The organism is Oculatella sp. FACHB-28, from assembly GCF_014696015.1.
Classification (GTDB): Bacteria; Cyanobacteriota; Cyanobacteriia; order Elainellales; family Elainellaceae; genus JAAUTN01.
On the sequence record NZ_JACJPJ010000041.1, the window covers coordinates 142,464 to 161,035 of the forward strand.

Sequence of the window (18,572 nt, forward strand, 5' to 3'; positions counted from 1 at the left end):
AAGCAACCCAAACTGGATGCCGCAGTTCGCTACAAACCACCCAAACAATTAGTCTACTCGAAAACTACAACTTTTGCAGGCTTTGTCTAAGAACGGTTCGGCGCTGCCAAATTCCGAAATCGCGTGAATTGAGGTTCAAATAACAGTTTGACAGTGCCAACCGGCCCATTTCGATGTTTGGTAATAATAATTTCAGCAACTCCCCGATCAGGCGTATCAGGATTGTAGTACTCGTCGCGGTAAAGCATGATGATCAGGTCAGCATCCTGCTCGATCGAGCCACTTTCCCGCAGGTCCGACATCATTGGGCGCTTATTGGTACGGGATTCAACCCCACGACTAAGCTGAGACAGCGCGATGACTGGAACACTTAGCTCACGGGCCAACCCTTTCAAGGCGCGTGTGACCCTAGACAACTCCTGCACCCGGTTCTCGCTGCCGCTGCCTTCCATAAGCTGCAAGTAGTCAATCAGAATCAAGCCCAATGCTCCACCTTGCTCCGCCTGAAGCCGTCGAGCCTTTGAGCGCATTTCCGTGACCGAAATGTTAGGCGTATCGTCAATGAACACGGGAAGCTGGGACAAGGCGCTGATGGCGTGTCCCAAAGGTTCCCATTCGTTTTGACTAATTCGACCTGCCCGCAGTCTGCCGCTTTCGATTTCTACCTCACTCGAAAGCAGACGATAGACTAGCTGCTCTTTTGACATCTCCAAACTGAAGACGGCTACAGGCATTTTGTGAAAAGCAGCAATATTCCGCGCAATATTGAGAACAAAAGAGGTTTTTCCCATTGAGGGACGACCAGCCGCAATGATTAAATCAGAACGCTGGAACCCCTGAGTCATAGCATCTAGATCGTAAAAGCCGCATGGAATTCCCGGTAGCACCATGCCAAGGGAGCGGCTTTCAATATCTGAGAAGGTTGAGGTCAGGATGTCGGCAGTTGCAACGAGGCTTTGTTGCGGACGCGCCTGGGTAATACCAAAGATCTTTTGCTCTGACTGGTCTAGAACTTTCTCTAGTGGCGTATCAGTTTCGTAGCCTAATTGAGCAACTTCGCCACCGACCTGAATCAATTTGCGTCTCAGGTACTTATCAGTAACCAGTTGAGCATATTGGTCGATATTAACTGCACTAATCGTCCGGTCTACAAGCTGTGCCAGCCTGCTTTGTCCACCAATTTTATCTAGTACGCCGTGATCGTACAGCCAACTCGTAACACTCATCAGATCAGTAGGTCTGCCCTGCCCATGAAGAGCTAGAGCAGACCGATAAATTTCCTGATGGGCGCTGATGTAGAAGGCTTCGGGGCGGAGAAGCTCTGCGACTCGGCCGATCGCCTCTGGATCTAGCAGCACCCCTCCCAGGATTGCCTCCTCTGCATCAATATTTTGAGGCGGTAGGCGATCGCTATAAGCCTGAAAATTAAGCTCTTGAACCATAACGATAACGAACCTGGGAAGGGGAGCAAGTTACAAGTTACTGAGGCGAAACCTGAATTTCAACAACTGCTGTAACTTCAGGATGCAGCTTGATATCTACTTTATAAGAACCAGTTTTGTGAATGTCTGGAACAGTAATTCCACGCCGATCGATTTCTTGACCCGTCGTTTCCTGGATGACTTCCGCTACTTCCCGATCAGTCACGGTGCCAAAAATAGCATCCTTTTCACCGACCTGCTTGAGAATCGTGAAGCGCCCGACCTTTTCCAACGCTGTCTTTTGAGTTTCGGCTTCACTCTTCAATTCTAAAAGCCTTTGCCGCTCTGCCTCGCGTCGCCGCTCTACCTGCTTAAGGATGCCCGGAGTTGTGCGAACTGCAGATCCAGTGGGGATCAAGTAATTCCGAGCATATCCAGGTGCCACCTCTACGAGGTCGCCAGCCCTACCGAGTTTACTGACATCCTGATTTAGGACTAGTTGAATGCGTTTCGCCATGATCTTTTTTATTTTTAACTTGTGCGTGCCAGGCTGAGAGTTTCAGTTGATTAGCGACCAAAAGCAAGAATGCCACTATTACAGACTGTCTAAGAAATTGCTCTGTGCAAATCACTTAGACGCATTCGACAGCAGCCTATCACCTATCGCCCAGAATTTCCTTCAAGCTCATTCCTGAAGAAGTACATTCTGAAAGGAAGCAGCCTTGCGAATTATATCGATTCTAGCCAGACACATTATCCTAACGAAACGAGTGGAGCGATCGCAAGCTACTAGCTCCACTAAAATTCCGCGAAAATTTGCGACAAATCCCTCAAGCCACGCTTCAGCAAGGATAATTAGCCCTCAAGGTTGAGTCTTTAGAACTGATCTTTCATGCCTCTCAATCGAGCAAAGATTTTTACAGCATCTTGACTCTTCACGGCGGACCGTAAAGCAGGCTGATCCCAGCGCAGGAAGGGATTGGTTAGCTTTTCTACCCCTAACGTAGAGGGAACTGTTGCCTCTGAACGACTACGCATCTTTTCAACCTGCTCAATTCGCTGTCGCAGATCTAGATTTTGTCCATCTACAGTCAAAGCAAACTGTAGATTCTTCAGAGTGTACTCGTGAGCACACCAAATACGAGTGTTGTCAGGGAGCGATCGCAACTTCTCAAGGGAATTCAGCATTTGACTCGGTGTTCCCTCAAACAGCCTGCCACAGCCGCCGGCAAACAGCGTGTCTCCACAAAATAGCTCCCCAGGGGCTTCTGGTGTCTCTGGTGGGAAATAGTAGGCGATATGCGCTCTCGTGTGTCCAGGAACGAAGAAAATCTCAGCCTGTTGCTCTGCAAAGGAAATGCGATCGCCCTCCTGCAAAAACACCTGCTGTCCAGGAATTCTGCCTCGATCATGCGCTCCTCCATAAACGACAGCATCAGGGAATTGGTTGAGAAGCTGCACATTTCCACCAACGTGATCCTTGTGATGGTGGGTGTTTAGAATAGCCACCAACTCTGACTTCAAATTGTTTAAACAATCCAGTACTGGCTGAGCTTCTGCTGGATCTACCACAGCAGCTATCCGACTATTAGGGTCATGTAGCAAAAACGTGTAGTTGTCCTGCAACATAGCCAGTTGATGAATGTGCATATCTACTCTCCTAGAATCAAAAGCTTTTAAGCCCTACCTCTGAGCTTAGAGATTTTGTGCAAAATCAAGACTCTGAACGGCAGAAAACGCAAAACTCAACTGAACGCTTCTAGTAGCTACTACTTTTACTAGTTGATTGAAAAAGTGGCTGCGAAGCTGGCTTGGCTTTCATCAACTCTTCATTAATTTCTCATCGGAGCTTTGCCCAACTGCTAACTGTTTGAAAAGAGAATGATTCTAGACCCACTTAAAAGTCTAGTCAGGGAAAAACTGACTCATCTACTAAATTAGGGCACAAACTCCATGATGTGGACCGTTCAGATCAGATCAAACTTAACCATTAGGCAACTTGTTGACAGCATTACTACATCGGGCAAGATGAGTCGCCAAGATCATCTTCGTCTTACCTCCGCCATCTTGTCAGACAATGAAATCACAGAAGAGGAACGCCGTCAGATTAACCGGACGTTTGATTACATTCAGACGGGGCGTCTGAAATTGGTTGACTAACAATACTTACAGGATTATGATCCGGTGGGTGCCTAAAATAGGCTTCTGAGTTGAATAAATTCTGAGAAGGAGTGTGATAGCTTCAATCGAGTTTGTCGCCACTCAATCTACAGTCCATCACTTCTATAAGGTCAGTTTTTTTTAGATTTTTTTAGAGTCCAAGATTAGCCCTCTAAAAACGGCAAGTGAATGGTCGAACCTCAGAAGCAAGCTTGAATTTTACTTTACTCGCAATCTGCTAGTAGTCAACAGTTCTAAGAGAGGAAGGGTTCTTGCGCTAGCGACAATAGACTTACGCAAGCATCAGCTTTACGTATTGAACTTGGACTTGGAGAAACTAGCTATTTTACGACCGATTCTTCAGCTTCAAGGAATTTATACAGGCTGTTCTTTACTTAAATAGCTATCTCATTCAATCCGAATCTAAGAGTAGTGAATTCTCAACGTAATGAAGCAGTCGAAAGTTTCACTGGTTGTTAGTGACTTATCTCAAAGTGGAGCCGGTAGATGGGGTGGAGCTGTTCGCACTTTTCTACTGGCTCAAGCCCTCCAAAAACTTGGATATGAGGTCGAGATTGTAGGCTTCGTTTTTGGAGATGTCTCCGACACTGTTGTTTCCACTGAGTTTTCAATTACTACGGTCTGTGGCAAAAACTATCCTGGATTTGTCACTTCAATGGAACAAGTTTTATCAAAAATCAGTGGAGATATTGTTTACGCTATCAAACCAAAGCCAACTAGTTTTGGTACAGCCTTGCTAAAAAAGTTACGCTCTCGCTGCCCAGTTATTCTTGATATCGATGACTGGGAGTTGAGCTGGTACGGGGGTGAACAGTGGAGATATCGACCACAACCAAAACAATTTTTTAGGGACATCCTCAAATCTGATGGGGCACTCAGACAACCCGATCATCCCCTCTACTTGAAGTGGATAGAAAACTTTGTCAACTATGCAGATGCTGTGACAATCCACACTCAGTTCCTTCAAAAGCGCTTTGGCGGTACATACGTTCCTAACGGGAAAGATACTTCACTATTTGACCCTCAACAGCACAACCCCGAAAACAGCCGAATTCGCTTAAATCTTGCAGACTATCGTGTCTTGATGTTTCCTGGGGCACCTCGTCCATACAAAGGACTTGAAGATGTCTTAATGGCACTTGATTACTTGAATGAGCCAGACTTAAGGCTAGTTATTGTAGGCGGTAGTCCCTATGATGACTACGATGATAAGCTGATCCAAAAATGGGGACGTTGGATTATTAAGTTACCTAAGATTCCTCACCAAGCAATGCCTGAAGTAATTGCTGCAGCTCATGTTGTGGTTGTTCCACAACGTGACACACCTGCGGCTCAGGCTCAATTTCCACTGAAGTTAACGGATGGAATGGCAATGGCAAAACCCGTACTAGCTACTCGAGTTGGGGACATTGCTGAAATTCTAGGAGGCACGGGCTATCTAGTTGAACCTGACTCTCCCAAGCAGATTGCTGAGCAGATTCAGTACATTTTCCAAAATATGGAGGAGGCAAACAATCGAGGACACCAAGCAAGAGCAAGATGCGTAGAACATTACAGTATTGATTCAATGTCCACCATACTCTCAGATGTCATTAAATCTATAGCTTAATAAAGGTATTGGCCCATATTTTACTCTGGCAAATTAATACTTAGTTAGCATGAAAAGTTTAGAAGCTGATGAATTAGAAAGTGTTAATTTTAGGAATTGTAGTAATCAGGTTACGAAGTGTTTGTTCGACAGGAAGTGTGTAAATGTCCTCCCATAAATTACTCCTGAAATTTGCAAAGCGGCACCCTGGCTGGATCATCATAAGTATAGCGTTAGGTTTCTCCGGCGCGCTTTTTAATGGAATTAGTACCATTTTAATCGTGCCGATTCTGCTGAATTTCTTGGGCTTAAACCTCCCTGAAGAGGAATTAACTGGAGGAGGCTCTCCTGGGCTTGTTGAGGGGCTTCTAGCGCCATTTAATAACCTTCCAGAAGAATCTCGTATATACGCTATGACCGGGGCTATTCTGCTAACTCTTCTCTTAAAAAACTTAGCAAGCTATTTGAGTACGTTATCAAACGGTCACCTATCAAGACTATTAACGAATAGCTTAAGAAGAGAAGGATTACGAATACTTTTAGAGGTCAACTTAGATTTTTATGCTCAGATGAGAATTGGGGATTTGATTAATCGTATAGGACAAGAGATTAATCGAACGGCTCAATCCATTAAGATTTCAATTAATATTTTAACTATCGTATTAACAATTCTAGTTTTTATCGGATTGCTAATACGGATATCCTGGCAACTTACTTTAGCCTCGACTGGTCTATTGCTTCTAGTCGGTCTGGCAAATCAATTTTCTATTGTTCGCGCTAAGTTTTTTGGAAAAGCACTGGCACAGAATTCAAGAGATTACTCCAACGCACTGCTAGATGTCTTAACTGGCATCAGGTTAATTAAAGCCACTTCCAATGAAGAGCAAGAATATCAAAGAGTAGAGCATCTAATTCTTGAAAGAGAGAGAGCTGAGTTTAAATCTCAAGCAAACAATGCTGCTGTTCCACCCATCAATGAAATGAGCGGAATTGTAGCTGTACTCTCCATCGTCTTATTAAGTCGTGTTTTTTTTGCGGAGCAAGTTGGCTCCTTCTCGGTTTACACGATGTCAACTTATCTTTTTGTTTTATTTCGGTTAATGCCGATTATTGGACAATTAAATGGTGCTCGCAATTCTTACGCAAACGCAATTGCCAGTGTTGATCTAGTTGATGATTTTCTAAGGCGTGACAATAAAAACTTTATTATTAATGGAGTCATCCCTTATTCGCATTTAGTGAAGGGAATAAGTTTTGAGAATGTTTCGTTCAAATATCCTGAACATGAAAATTTAGTTCTTAATGGTATTAACCTTTGGATTCCTAAGGGAACAACTCTCGCCTTAGTTGGTGCGTCAGGTGCCGGTAAATCAACTGTCGCAGATTTACTGCCGAGGTTTTACGATACAGTTGAAGGCTCTATTAAAATAGATGGTACAGATATCAGAGATTATGATGTCCGCACACTAAGAAGGGCGATGGGCATTGTCAGCCAAGATACTTTTCTCTTTAATGATTCTGTTCGTAACAATATCGCTTACGCGCGATCAAACGTGACAGAAGATGAAATTATTGAGGCTGCCAAGCGGGCAAATGCTTATGAATTTATTTTGCGCCTACCTCAAGGCTTAGATACTCAGCTTGGCGATCGCGGTGTACTGCTCTCAGGTGGGCAACGCCAGCGACTTGCGATCGCTAGGGCTCTACTTCAAAACCCAGAGATCTTGATTTTAGATGAAGCAACAAGCGCGTTGGATTCAGTTTCAGAGCGTTTAGTTCAAGAAGCAATCGATGATTTAAGTCGCGATCGCACAACCCTAGTCATCGCTCACCGCCTCTCTACAGTTCGTAAGGCAGATCAAATTGCGGTGATGGAGAAGGGGCAAGTCGTGGAATTGGGCAATCACGAAGAATTGATGCAGACAAGCGGTTATTATGCAAGGCTCTGTGCCATGCAGTTTGCTGAGAAATCCCAAATGTCAGGGCTCTCTGATCGAAAAGCGATCGCCAAAACATCCTACGAAATTCGGACCCGCCTGAACACAATGATTGGTTCTCTAAGGCTACTGGTTGACGGCATGTTAGATACCCCGGAAGAAGAAACCGAATTGACCGAAGAAGCGTATTACTCAGCTCTCAACCTTCTGAAGAGCTTAGAATCCTTCGAGACAGGGATTCAAAGCCCAGAAGAGCTTGAAGTCGCCCGATAAATATAAACAAATGTCGGCACTTGGGATAAGATGACGAGGCACACGTGAAACAGCAACCTGATTGGGAAAGTCCGGTGCGAGTCCGGCGCTGTGCCGCAACTGTAAACTAAAGGATGAAAAGCACTTTTATTCTTTAGAAGCCAGAACGCCAATCCGCTGCTTATTCACTCTATTTCCTGCGCTGCACAGGAAAGGGAGTTTAACGATGACTATTTCGACAGACAACACTCTGTCTCCAACAAGCGCTGCGAATTCTAAAATAGGCACACCCTTCGATGCCGATGTGAACCTCGATCAGTCAATCGTGCTGCCTCCGTTACCCCTCAACCGCCCACTATTACTAGTTGGACATGGCAGTCGCGATGCAGATGGAAGGAAAAGCCTATTGGATTTTGCCACTGCTTATCAAGCGCTTGATGTTTCTCGACCAGTCTTTCCTTGTTTCCTGGAACTCACTGAACCCTCGATTCAACAAAGCTTAGACCAATGCGTGGAGCAGGGCTACACCGATCTTTCGGTGCTGCCTGTGCTGCTGTTTGCAGCTCGACACAACAAATTTGACGTTACCAACGAACTGGATCGCGCTCGACAGCGACATCCTCAACTTAACTTCCATTACGGTCGCCATTTTGGGATTACCCCTGGAATTTTAGAGCTATGGCGATCGCGTCTAGAGCAGCTTGATCAACCCGACCAAAACCCCCAAGAAGTCTCTCGCGCTGATACAGTGTTGCTGTTTGTAGGACGTGGCTCCAGCGATCCTGATGCAAATGGCGATGTTGCGAAACTAGCGCGAATAGTGTGGGAGGGGAGCGGATATCAAACGGTTGAGACCTGTTTTATTGGAATTACTCACCCCCGCTTAGAAGAAGGTTTTCGCCGTGCGCTACTGTATCAATCTAAGCGAATTATTGTGCTGCCTTACTTTCTGTTTACTGGTTTATTAGTCAAAAAGATCTTTGACACCACCATACAGCAACAAGAGCAGCATCCTGAAGTTTCGATGGTTTGTCTACCAGAAATGGGGTTGCATCCTCAGTTATTTTCGGTATTGAGAGAACGAGAAATCGAAACTCAGTTAGGGCAAGTACAGATGAACTGCGAGATGTGCAAGTTTCGGCTAGCCGCGACCGCCCAAATGGGAGAACATGAGCTACCTCATCAGCATGGGCATGATCACCATCACCATCACGGTCATGAGCATGGACATGGTCACCCAGATGTAGATCCTTACGCCGACCCAGAGCAGTATCATCAAAGGATTTGGCAAGCCCCTTAGAATTGCGTCTGAATATTATGTCTGAATCCCAAGAATTTACAGTGGGCGATCGCGTTCGAGTGGTTGCCCTTCCGCCTTACGTTAAAACTGCTGAACCCATGCCGATGCTGCGTCCTCCCAACGTCATTAGCCTAGGCGAAGAAGGAATTGTTATTAATCGGCGTCCTGGAGGGTTTTGGAGCGTTCGCTTTTCCCAAGGAATGTTTTTAATGGATACCCAGTATCTTGAATTAGCGTCTGCTTCGTCTAATTCCTCCACTCCAGACGAACACATTCTTGAGAGTCCTTCAGATTAAAGCCAGTATTTAAGAATCAGGTCATAATGTCCACCCTGCTCCGGTGGATACCAACCTGACTCAATTTTCTAGATGATATCAGGTAGGGCTTTGATAAATTTGGGCTTACGGTCGATAGGATGAAGTGTCCACGCTTTAGGAGAGCCGAGTACAGCACGAACGTATTCTGTCTCTTCTAAACGGCGTGACACCATGACCTCCCAAGAACCTAGTGCTCCCTTTGTTAAAGATATAATTTACAAACGTTTGAATATCTGTTGGCAAGCTATTCATAAATTTGCACTTGTAAGTCTTCCATAGAACTTTTAGCGGAAGAAGCTGGTCAAAGCGATTGCGGCTAATTAAGTAGGCTCGACTACTAAAGAATTTGACTTGATAAAAGCCATTAGGATCTGAGCTGAAGGGCACTCTTTAGTAAAGGGAGCCATCTTTTGCAGGCGGACCAGTCAAAGGTCTAACTCTACAACTTGCGGATTTTTTGCAGCAGTTTAATACCTTCTTCAATCCAGTTTTAATAAGGTTCTTGATGAAACAGCATATCATTGTCTATACGAAGCAAATAATCACTTTCAACTACTTCAATAGCAAAAAGAGAACCTAAGATTGGATAGCCTTTGTAGTTATGAGTCTGCCTAGTTTGCCGACCAAAATGCTTTTGATAAACTTTTCTATGAAGGTTTTCTGAATAATCAATGTCAACAACTTTATCAACAACATCTGAATCTAACAGTTGATTACAATAGTTGCATAATTGCTCCATTGTGCCAAGTTCTGAACGATTTACTTTGTCACCCGATAAGGGCGCAGTATCAACCGCTAGCAACCGTTGGTAAACGGGAAATTGCATACTCTTAATTGATGTGGAATAGTATGCATCATAAACGGAACATCAGTCCGAGCGACCATGATTGATAGTGAACAGTTGGAAGATATCATTACACTTTTCTCAACTTTCAAAGTATTAGGTTTAGATTTTGCAAACCAATAAGCTGTAGAAGTCCCTAAGGTAATGTTCCGAACTTTAGGTTTTTCAATTGCTGTAGCTTTTGACTGTCATACGGATGGCTTTAGTTAGCACTCACACCAGTTCAGAATGTGAGTTGTAAAGGGAGATTCAAACTAAGTTGCGAATTTAAAGGAATCCCTTAAAGTTAGCTGTTTGGTATTTTGCATCAGATACCCGAAAAAGCCTGGATATCCAACTTATCCCCATGTTTGGGTTGTTAAAAAACACGCCTACAAGTATAAAACCCGCTTTCGCGGGTTTCTAAACCTTGATAAATTGCAGAGTTCATTAGGCAGACCTGGCTATTAAGCGCGATGTCAAATCTAGGCTCAAGAAGCAGCGGGAGTTGCAACTTGATCAATGGCGATCGCCGGACCCACCAGCGAGACATAAGGTTCAGCAAAATGTTGACGGGCTACCGCTTGCAACGTTTCAGCCGCAACGTTAGCTGCTTCAATCTGAAACTGCTGATCAAACTCAATGCCCAAGCCCAGGATCTCGTACCAGCCAAATATTTGAGCAATTTGGGCATTGGTCTGTTTACCTAAGGCATATTGACCGAGCAGTTTGTTCTTAGCTGACTGCAACTCTTCTGGAGTCAGCTGGGTAGTGCAAAGTCGCTCAACTTCCTGGCGCAAACCATCTAAGGCGATCGCCGCATTGTCAGGAGCTGTACCCATATATACAACAAACTGAGATGCATCCAGTCGAGTAGGGTAGAAGGCAGATACCTCGTAGGCTAGACCTCGCTTTTCACGCAATTCCACAAATAGTCGGCTGGACAACCCATTACCTAAGTAAGTGTTCAGCAACTTTAAAGCGACATATTCAGGACTATGCACTGCAGCAGCAAGATAGCCCAGCATGACAATCGCTTGCTGCGTATCTTGAGTAGAGATAACTTGTTTAGGATGGGAAGTAATGGCAGGTAACATTAGAGCCGGAAGCAGAATTTTTCCTTCGGGCGTTGTAGGTACCTGCCAATCGCCAAATATTTGATCTACTAGAGCGATCGCATCTTCGGGTGCAATTCGCCCAGCAATGCTGACTACAAAATTATCAGGACGGAAATAGGTTTGGTGATACCGCTGCAAATCTTCTCGGCTGAGCTGGGCAACAGTTTCTTCAGTTCCCAGGCTAGGCAGCGCATAAGGATGCTGCTGATACATCGCCTGCCGCAGTTGCTTTTGGGCGATTGAGAAAGGCTGCTCTTGCATCGAACGAATGCCCTGTAGGGTGAGGCGGCGCTCAAGTTCGACTTCAGCTTCAGGCAGGCTGGGCAATCGCAGCAGTTGAGCCGCCAGTTCTAGCATTTCAGCAAAGTCAGCTGAGACAGTTTTGAGGCTAAGCAGGCAATAATCTGCAGTAGCATCTGCCCCCAACCCTGCACCAACTGACTCAACCCGTTCAGCGATTTCTAGTGAGGAAAGGTTGCCTGTCCCTTTCGTTAAAACTGATGTTAGCAGATGGGATAGTCCTGCTTGCTCCAGTGGTTCATATCGACCGCCAGCTCGGACAAAAATGCGGGCAGAGACAATATCGGCAGCCGAGTTTTCTACTGCTAGCACAACCAGCCCATTGTCCAGGACAGCACGGTGAACCTGGCGATTTTCTAGCAGTTGGGCAGCACTCAAATTTACAGACATGAATATCCTCAAATAAGGTTAAATAAATCCAACGTTGGTGCAAGTGACAGAGAAATGGGCAAATAAACCTGACTGCCGTACGAGCAACAACTTACTCTACGTCGGGATTTACTGAGATAGCTACAGCGGCTTGAGTATCGTTGCGGCGTAGTGATAAGGCGAAAGGTATTGACTAGCAAGCTGCTGCAACTCTTCAGCCTGAAGGGTTTGAATCTGATTGGGGTAGTTCACTGCAATTTCCGCCTGGGCAATGGTGTTGTAGTAACCATACAGCCCTGCTAACTGAATTGCTGTCTCAGTCGAGAAGGCATAATCGTTACACAGTAGCCGTTTGTACCGAATCAATTCAGCCTCAGAAATGGGAGTGGTGGTTAGCTCAGAGAGGCGATCGCCAATCAGCGCTTCTACTCGATCGACATCTTCCGGCGTTAACCAGGCGCTAATCGTAAATAAGCTGGAATCCCGCTGGAGCGAAAATTCACTACCGATCGCTTGCACCAACTGCCGCTCTTCACGCAATTCTCTAACTAACCGAGAAGACCTGCTGCCAGCCAGCAACACTGAGAGCAAATCTAGCCCATATGCATCTCGCAACTGATCCACGCCGGGACCAATCCATGCCATCATCAGCCTCGCTTGCTCTAGCCGGGGCAGATACAGCTCTTGTCGGCGAATTTCAGTAATCGGCGGCTCTGCGTCGGCGATCGCCATAGGACACTCTGGACGAGACGGAAACTGGCTAAATGCCTGATGCACCAAATCTAATGTTTGCGACTGAGTGACATTACCCACTACCACCACCGTCATATTTTCAGGCTGATAGTGAGCACGATGAAAACAGCGCATCTCCTGGGGCGATCGCTGCATCAAACCCGCCTCATCTCCCAGCACTGGACGACCGTAAGGATGAGACTGATAAACACTCTCGATCAGAGCTTGAAACGCTAGCCAGTCAGGATCATCGTTTGCCTGACGAATTTCTTCTAAAACAACGTCACGCTCCCGCACAAACTCGTCTTCAGGAATTGCCGCATTCAGCAGCAGGTCTGCCAAGCAGGGCAGCGTTTCCTCCAGGTGAGGCGCGGTTGTGTTAATGAAATAGTGAGCGTAATCGTGACTGGTAGCTGCATTTGTCATCCCGCCACGATCTTCAATCACTTGATCAAACTGTCCTGGCAGCAGGCGATCGGTGCCCTTAAACACCATGTGTTCGAGGAAATGCGCCATCCCAGTCCAGGGTTCTGGCTCAGCGATCGCCCCCGCCCTCACCCACACATCAACCGCAACCACCGATGTTGTCGGAATATTTTGATGAATCACCGTCAAGCCATTGTCCAACCTGGAGAGATGCGCTGGAAAATGTGGCGGAACGCTGTTAGTTGCCAATAGTGCAGACCAGTCCTCTCAACTCAAATCCTGACTAAAGTTTTAGTATTTGACCTATCCTAGCGTTTTCTCTCATCCCTTTTAGAGTAAAAGGTGTTAAGCATTGCTCCTGGACGTGGGCATGTTAAGCACAGACTCTTTGAGAAATCCCTTGCCCTTACAATCCATTAATTAGGAAATCTTCGTTATGGCCAATTCAGGATCAGAATCCCTCGAAAAAATTCGTCAACAGTTTGAGAGTTCTCCCTATCCCAGAATCCCGCTTGAAAAATCTCCTAAAGATGATCACAACCTTAACCAGCTTTACATACACAACTTAGTAACACCTTACTACTTACGCAACCAAGAAGTTGTTGAACCAGCAGGCAAAGTCATTCTAGATGCAGGCTGTGGTAGTGGCTACAAAAGCCTTATCCTGGCAGAAGCTAACCCAGGCGCAAAGATTGTTGGAATCGATTTATCTGAGCAATCGGTCAAACTTTCCCGCGAACGTTTGAAATACCATGGCTTTGAGGACAATTCAGAGTTTCATACACTCCTTATCGAAGACCTGCCAGAACTGGGACTAAAGTTTGACTATATTAACTGCGATGAAGTTCTTTATCTTTTACCTGATCCTGTAGCAGGACTACAGAGCTTCAAATCTGTTCTCAAACCTGGAGGATTGATTAGAACCAACTTGCATAACTATATACAGCGGCAGATCTACCTCCGAGCACAAGAGACTTTCAGGGTGATGGGGCTCACAGAAGACAACCCTACTGAGCTGGAGGTTGGATTAGTCATAGAAACCATGAAAGCACTCAAGGATGGAGTCGAGCTTAAGTCTACTACCTGGCAAGCTGTCTATGAAACTGAAGGCAAGGAAGAAACCATTCTGATGAACTTCCTGCTTCAAGGCGATAAAGCTTATGGCATTCCTGATATGTTCAGAGCATTAGAGCTAGCTGAGCTAGAGTTTGTCAGCATGGTGAATTGGCGACACTGGGAATTAACTGATCTGTTTAAAGCCCCTGATGATCTCCCGATGTTTCTAGCTTTGGGTTTGCCAGGAGCTTCTATTCAAGAGCGCTTGCATCTGTTCAATCTGCTACATCCCATTCACCGTCTACTCGATTTTTGGTGTGGACATCCTGGGCAAGCCACATCCTTGAAATCCTTGAGTGAGTGGAATCAAGAGGACTGGCATAGTGCCCAAGTGCGGCTTCATCCTCAACTGATGCATTCCCAAGTTAAAGAAAGCTTGAATGATTGCTTAGCTAACCACAGACCTTTTGAGATAAGCAAATATATTCCAATTGCAGCAAGCAACCCGGTCATTGTAGAAAGCGATATGGCTGCCTCTTTGCTACCACTTTGGAGTGGAGCGCAACCCATGATGGATCTGGTTAATCGCTGGCTCAAGACACATCCCTACGACCCAGTTAGTTTGGAGCCAGTCAGTATAGAAACTGCATTCAGGCAGGTCAAAGATTTTCTAACCAAGTTAGAAGTGTTCCTCTACGTTCTAATAGAGCAAATCTAATCCTACCAAGGAGAAGGATTTGCCTTTTGAGAAGACAAAAAATTTCTACTAGGGTGATATGAAACAGTCAGCAGGTGGGCAAGTTATACACAGGAGTTAGAAATCCAGTATCCCGCGACTTTAAGGAGAAACGTTTCATGAAGACTGAACTACAAGCTAAGTTTCTGCAACACCTCGTCCAGAAGAAGAAAGAGAACGAAGGCTTTACTCTGATTGAACTGCTTGTTGTTATTATCATCATCGGCATTCTGGCTGCGATCGCCCTGCCTTCCTTCCTCAACCAGGCAAACAAAGCTCGTGAATCTGAAGCTAAGACCTACGTTGGTTCCATGAACCGGGGTCAGCAAGCTTACTACCTGGAAAACGGTACCTTTGCAGACAATGCTAACTTCGGCGCTCTAGGTCTAGGGATCAATACTCAAACCCGCAACTACAAATACGTCATCGCAGGTGGCGGTGGTACAAACAGCACCAACGTGACCAACCAAGGACAACCCATCGTTAACACAGTTAAAGCGTTTGTCGGCGGCGTTTCTCTGGGTACGATTACAAAAACCAGTGAAGCAACAACCCTGGCTGTACTTTGTCAAGCTAAACTGGCTCCTGCTGTAAAAGGACCTGATGGCGCACAAGTAATAAATGACGCACAAGGCGAACCTACCACCGTTTGCCAAGGTATTGGTAACTACGACTCTATCAAGTAGGAAGCAAAACCTAATATTTATCCTGTGTAGCACAGCTACTAGGAGAGTACTTTGGGGGTGAGTGGTCAAGCTGCTCACCCCCCTTTAGTTGAAATGCCACTTGCACACTGTGTCGGATAACCTGAATCAATATAAGCCTTTTGACGAACAAGCAACTATGACCGTTAATACCTCTTCTACCAATCAAAATTGGCAACAACTAGCTAGCAAGTACTGGATTGAGACAAAAAATTTGTACCAAGGATGATATGAAACAGTCAGCAGGTGGGCAAGTTATACGCAGGAGTTAGAAATCCAGTATCCCGCAACTCTAAGGAAAACCATTTCATGAAGACCGAACTACAAGCCAAGTTTCTGCAACACCTCGTCCAGAAGAAGAAAGAGAACGAAGGCTTTACTCTGATTGAACTGCTTGTTGTTATCATCATCATCGGCATTCTGGCTGCGATCGCCCTTCCTTCCTTCCTCAACCAAGCAAACAAAGCTCGTGAATCTGAAGCTAAGACCTATGTTGGTTCCATGAACCGGGGTCAGCAGGCTTACTATCTGGAAAACGGTACCTTTGCAGACAATGATAACTTCGGCGCTCTAGGTCTAGGAATCAATACTCAAACCCGCAACTACAAATACGTCATCGCAGGTGGCGGCGGTACAAACAGCACCAACGTGACTAACCAGGGACAACCTATCGTTAACACAGTTAAAGCGTTTGTCGGCGGCGTTTCTCTGGGTACGATTACAAAAACCAGTGAAGCAACAACCCTGGCTGTACTTTGTCAAGCTAAACTGGCTCCTGCTGTAAAAGGACCTGCTGGCACAGAAGTAGTCGCTGACGCACAAGGCGAACCCACCACTGTTTGCCAAGGTATTGGTAACTACGACTCTATCAAGTAGGAAGCAAAACCTAATATTTATCCTGGGTAGCACAGCTACCGGGAGAGTACTTTGGGGGGTGAGCGGTCAAGCTGCTCACCCCTCTTTAGTTGAAATGCCACTTGCACACTGTGTCGGATAACCTGAATCAATATAAGCCTTTTGACGAACAAGCAACTATGACCGTTAATACCTCTTCTACCAATCAAAATTGGCAACAACTAGCTAGCAAGTACTGGATTCAGGGTGATTTCAGCAAAGCAGCAAAACTATACGAGCAGGCAATTCAACAAGAACCGGAAGTTAAGGCGCACTACTGGAACTTAGGCTTGTTATTAGTTCTTCAGGGAGAAGAAGCTGAAGCACAAACCACCTGGTTGGTTGGGATGGCTGAGGGTGAGCCAGAGCAAATGGAGGAATGGACTCTAGAGTTACTTGAAGTTTTGCAAGCAGAAGCAGAACGTCAAGAGAGTCTGAACACTAACTCAGTTGCTTGGGCTATTCGCCAACATATGAGAGAAATTGCCCCTCAAGATCCCAACAACTTATTCAAAATAATTCAACTTGCTATTAAACTTGAAACCCTTTCTGAACAAGAATTGCTTGAGTTAGAAATTACTCAGCTATTGAAATCTGACTCAGAGATTCAAGTTGACACAGATATATTATTAAAAACAATAGAGGCTCTTCTAAATTATCCACTTTTTGAACCTTCCTTATTGGATTTTATAGAAGCTTGTTCACACCATACTCAAAAGCAGAAAGAATTTATTGATACTTTGATGTTGGCATCGGTTAGGATTGCCTACACAGAAAATCAGCCCTTCTTTGCTATTAGATTAGGCGAAATCTGTTTGAGCCTAGACAGCAAAAATGCTGAGGTTTTGAGGGCGATTTCGCCTTTTTATCAAAACTCCAATCAATACGATAAGGGAATAGAAGTAGCACGTCAGGCTTACTCTTTAGCTGAAGATCTACCGAGCCAAATTTACTCTAACTTTCTCGTCCTGCGAGGTTTAATGACTGCAGGTGGCTATTGGGACGAGTCACTCTCAGCTTTCCAGAAGCAAGAGGAATTACTGCTATCGCTAATTCAAGAAAACCCCCATTCTCTTGACATAGTTGCTACTCTACGTCTGATAACACCGCTGTTTTTTCAGCCCTATTTCAGAGATAACCCAAGAGCAAATCGCCTAATTCAAAATCAAGTTGTTCGGATTTGCCAAGACAATATTCAGCGACATTATTTGGAGGCTGTTGAAAAATATCAGCAGCGATCAAAGGATAATGCAGCAGAAAATTCTGGTTCAAAGGTTTTGAGAATTGGTTATATCTCTCATTGCCTTAGTAGACATTCCGTAGGTTGGTTAGCACGCTGGCTGTTCAAGCACCACAACCACAGCGAATTTCGAGTTTATACGTATCTGATTGGAACTTCTGAAGTTAGCTTTGATCCGCTGCAAGACTGGTTTATCCAGCATTCAGATTTTGTGCGCAAATCAGCCGTAGATAGTGCTGAACTTGCAGAGCAGATTTACCAGGATCAGATTGATATTTTGGTTGATTTAGATAGCATCACTCTAGATACTACGTGTGCGGTCATGGCGCGGAAACCCGCTCCTATTCAAGCCACTTGGTTAGGTTGGGATGCTTCGGGTTTACCCGCGATTGACTACTTTATTGCTGATCCTTATGTGCTTCCAGAGTCCGCAGAGGAGTATTACAGTGAGAAGATTTGGCGATTGCCTCGAACCTATATTGCCGTAGATGGGTTTGAGGCAAATGTTCCTTCCTTGCGACGGGATGAGCTAGAGATTCCTGGAGATGCGGTTGTTTTCTTTAGTGGTCAGAAGGGGCACAAACGGCATCGAGATACTGCTAAATTGCAGATGAGAATTATTAAAGAAGTGCCTAACAGCTATTTCTTAATTAAAGGGTTTGCTGACCAGGATGCGATCAAAAATTTCTTTTTCCAAATTGCTGAGGAGGAAGGAGTTGAGCGCGATCGCCTGCGTTTTCTACCTGACGCAGTTTCAGAACAAACTCATCGAGCTAACTTGACCATTGCTGATGTTGTATTAGATACCTTTCCCTACAACGGAGCTACGACAACTTTAGAAACGCTATGGATGGGAATTCCCTTGATTACTCGTGTGGGCGAGCAATTCGCCGCTCGAAACAGCTACACCATGCTGATGAATGTAGGGGTGACAGAAGGAATTGCTTGGACAGACGAAGAGTATATAGAGTGGGGCGTTCGTTTTGGGCAGGACGAAGCTTTGCGGCAGCAGGTGTCTTGGAAGTTGTTGCGATCGCGTCATACCGCACCCTTGTGGAATGCCAAGCAATTTGCCCGTGACATGGAAGACGCATATAGGCAAATGTGGGTTAATTACACTGAAAGCAAGTAAGGTTTTCTTCTAAAATTCTTTTTCTCTATTGTTTGAGGACTGAAAC

At 45.3% G+C, this 18,572-nt stretch carries 16 protein-coding genes and 1 riboswitch; of the genes, 9 read left to right on the forward strand and 7 right to left on the reverse strand.

The genetic code is table 11. From position 1 onward, the window contains the following. Positions 1-86: 86 nt before the first annotated feature. From dnaB to gloB, 3 genes are all read right to left on the reverse strand, one after another. Positions 87-1,442 carry a replicative DNA helicase gene (gene dnaB, locus H6F88_RS05585; protein WP_190641749.1) on the reverse strand — a complete coding sequence of 452 codons (1,356 nt, stop codon included), beginning with the start codon at positions 1,440-1,442 and terminating at the stop codon, positions 87-89. Between the two features lie 37 nt (positions 1,443-1,479). Beyond that, positions 1,480-1,938, reverse strand: a complete 459-nt coding sequence (rplI, locus tag H6F88_RS05590; protein ID WP_190641750.1) for a 50S ribosomal protein L9 — start codon at positions 1,936-1,938, stop codon at positions 1,480-1,482. Positions 1,939-2,297: 359 nt separating this feature from the next. Then, positions 2,298-3,071, reverse strand: coding sequence for a hydroxyacylglutathione hydrolase (gloB, locus tag H6F88_RS05595; protein ID WP_190641751.1), 774 nt, complete (start codon positions 3,069-3,071; stop codon positions 2,298-2,300). Between the two features lie 303 nt (positions 3,072-3,374). On the opposite strand from gloB, the gene H6F88_RS05600 reads away from it, so the two are divergent. From H6F88_RS05600 to sipA, 5 genes are all read left to right on the forward strand, one after another. Beyond that, entirely contained in the window at positions 3,375-3,581 is a 207-nt protein-coding gene (locus H6F88_RS05600) for a hypothetical protein (RefSeq protein WP_190641752.1), read from the forward strand. 448 nt (positions 3,582-4,029) lie between these two features. Then, positions 4,030-5,211 carry a glycosyltransferase gene (locus H6F88_RS05605; RefSeq protein ID WP_190641753.1) on the forward strand — a complete coding sequence of 394 codons (1,182 nt, stop codon included), beginning with the start codon at positions 4,030-4,032 and terminating at the stop codon, positions 5,209-5,211. Between the two features lie 143 nt (positions 5,212-5,354). Further along, the gene (locus H6F88_RS05610) at positions 5,355-7,400 is read left to right on the forward strand and encodes an ABC transporter ATP-binding protein (protein ID WP_190641754.1); all 2,046 of its coding nucleotides are present in this window, start codon (positions 5,355-5,357) and stop codon (positions 7,398-7,400) included. Positions 7,401-7,439: 39 nt separating this feature from the next. After that, positions 7,440-7,602: riboswitch (adenosylcobalamin (AdoCbl) riboswitch) on the forward strand. A 3-nt stretch (positions 7,603-7,605) separates the two neighbouring features. Continuing rightward, positions 7,606-8,679, forward strand: a complete 1,074-nt coding sequence (locus H6F88_RS05615) for a sirohydrochlorin chelatase (protein ID WP_190641755.1) — start codon at positions 7,606-7,608, stop codon at positions 8,677-8,679. Positions 8,680-8,696: 17 nt separating this feature from the next. Continuing rightward, complete coding sequence (gene sipA / locus H6F88_RS05620) at positions 8,697-8,975, forward strand: regulatory protein SipA (protein ID WP_190641756.1); 279 nt, start codon at positions 8,697-8,699, stop codon at positions 8,973-8,975. Between the two features lie 68 nt (positions 8,976-9,043). On the opposite strand, the gene H6F88_RS33875 is transcribed toward sipA, so the two are convergent. The 4 genes from H6F88_RS33875 to H6F88_RS05635 all read right to left on the reverse strand — a co-directional run bounded on the left by H6F88_RS33875 (position 9,044) and on the right by H6F88_RS05635 (position 13,013). After that, entirely contained in the window at positions 9,044-9,169 is a 126-nt protein-coding gene (locus tag H6F88_RS33875) for a hypothetical protein (RefSeq protein WP_277882143.1), read from the reverse strand. A gap of 317 nt (positions 9,170-9,486) precedes the next feature. Then, positions 9,487-9,822: a hypothetical protein gene (locus tag H6F88_RS32590; protein ID WP_199333460.1), complete on the reverse strand. Its 336-nt coding sequence runs from the start codon at positions 9,820-9,822 to the stop codon at positions 9,487-9,489. Between the two features lie 488 nt (positions 9,823-10,310). Then, positions 10,311-11,627, reverse strand: coding sequence for a pitrilysin family protein (locus tag H6F88_RS05630; protein WP_190641757.1), 1,317 nt, complete (start codon positions 11,625-11,627; stop codon positions 10,311-10,313). A gap of 120 nt (positions 11,628-11,747) precedes the next feature. Further along, the gene (locus H6F88_RS05635; protein WP_190641758.1) at positions 11,748-13,013 is read right to left on the reverse strand and encodes a pitrilysin family protein; all 1,266 of its coding nucleotides are present in this window, start codon (positions 13,011-13,013) and stop codon (positions 11,748-11,750) included. A gap of 187 nt (positions 13,014-13,200) precedes the next feature. Here H6F88_RS05635 and H6F88_RS05640 point away from each other — a divergent pair, with 187 nt between their 5' ends. From H6F88_RS05640 to H6F88_RS05655, 4 genes are all read left to right on the forward strand, one after another. Continuing rightward, on the forward strand, positions 13,201-14,538 hold the full coding sequence (locus H6F88_RS05640; RefSeq protein ID WP_190641759.1) for a class I SAM-dependent methyltransferase: 1,338 nt from the start codon (positions 13,201-13,203) through the stop codon (positions 14,536-14,538). Between the two features lie 137 nt (positions 14,539-14,675). Then, positions 14,676-15,242, forward strand: coding sequence for a type IV pilin-like G/H family protein (locus H6F88_RS05645; RefSeq protein ID WP_190641760.1), 567 nt, complete (start codon positions 14,676-14,678; stop codon positions 15,240-15,242). A 327-nt stretch (positions 15,243-15,569) separates the two neighbouring features. Further along, positions 15,570-16,136: a type IV pilin-like G/H family protein gene (locus H6F88_RS05650; protein ID WP_190641761.1), complete on the forward strand. Its 567-nt coding sequence runs from the start codon at positions 15,570-15,572 to the stop codon at positions 16,134-16,136. A 158-nt stretch (positions 16,137-16,294) separates the two neighbouring features. After that, the gene (locus tag H6F88_RS05655) at positions 16,295-18,526 is read left to right on the forward strand and encodes an O-linked N-acetylglucosamine transferase, SPINDLY family protein (RefSeq protein WP_190641762.1); all 2,232 of its coding nucleotides are present in this window, start codon (positions 16,295-16,297) and stop codon (positions 18,524-18,526) included. Positions 18,527-18,572 lie beyond the last annotated feature (46 nt).

Coding starts and splice junctions, on each gene's coding strand:
- dnaB (WP_190641749.1), bottom strand. CDS start 1,442: ATGGTTCAAGAGCTTAATTTTCAGGCTTATAGCGATCGCCTACCGCCT.
- rplI (WP_190641750.1), bottom strand. CDS start 1,938: ATGGCGAAACGCATTCAACTAGTCCTAAATCAGGATGTCAGTAAACTC.
- gloB (WP_190641751.1), bottom strand. CDS start 3,071: ATGCACATTCATCAACTGGCTATGTTGCAGGACAACTACACGTTTTTG.
- H6F88_RS05600 (WP_190641752.1), top strand. CDS start 3,375: ATGATGTGGACCGTTCAGATCAGATCAAACTTAACCATTAGGCAACTT.
- H6F88_RS05605 (WP_190641753.1), top strand. CDS start 4,030: ATGAAGCAGTCGAAAGTTTCACTGGTTGTTAGTGACTTATCTCAAAGT.
- H6F88_RS05610 (WP_190641754.1), top strand. CDS start 5,355: ATGTCCTCCCATAAATTACTCCTGAAATTTGCAAAGCGGCACCCTGGC.
- H6F88_RS05615 (WP_190641755.1), top strand. CDS start 7,606: ATGACTATTTCGACAGACAACACTCTGTCTCCAACAAGCGCTGCGAAT.
- sipA (WP_190641756.1), top strand. CDS start 8,697: ATGTCTGAATCCCAAGAATTTACAGTGGGCGATCGCGTTCGAGTGGTT.
- H6F88_RS33875 (WP_277882143.1), bottom strand. CDS start 9,169: ATGGTGTCACGCCGTTTAGAAGAGACAGAATACGTTCGTGCTGTACTC.
- H6F88_RS32590 (WP_199333460.1), bottom strand. CDS start 9,822: ATGCAATTTCCCGTTTACCAACGGTTGCTAGCGGTTGATACTGCGCCC.
- H6F88_RS05630 (WP_190641757.1), bottom strand. CDS start 11,627: ATGTCTGTAAATTTGAGTGCTGCCCAACTGCTAGAAAATCGCCAGGTT.
- H6F88_RS05640 (WP_190641759.1), top strand. CDS start 13,201: ATGGCCAATTCAGGATCAGAATCCCTCGAAAAAATTCGTCAACAGTTT.
- H6F88_RS05645 (WP_190641760.1), top strand. CDS start 14,676: ATGAAGACTGAACTACAAGCTAAGTTTCTGCAACACCTCGTCCAGAAG.
- H6F88_RS05650 (WP_190641761.1), top strand. CDS start 15,570: ATGAAGACCGAACTACAAGCCAAGTTTCTGCAACACCTCGTCCAGAAG.
- H6F88_RS05655 (WP_190641762.1), top strand. CDS start 16,295: ATGACCGTTAATACCTCTTCTACCAATCAAAATTGGCAACAACTAGCT.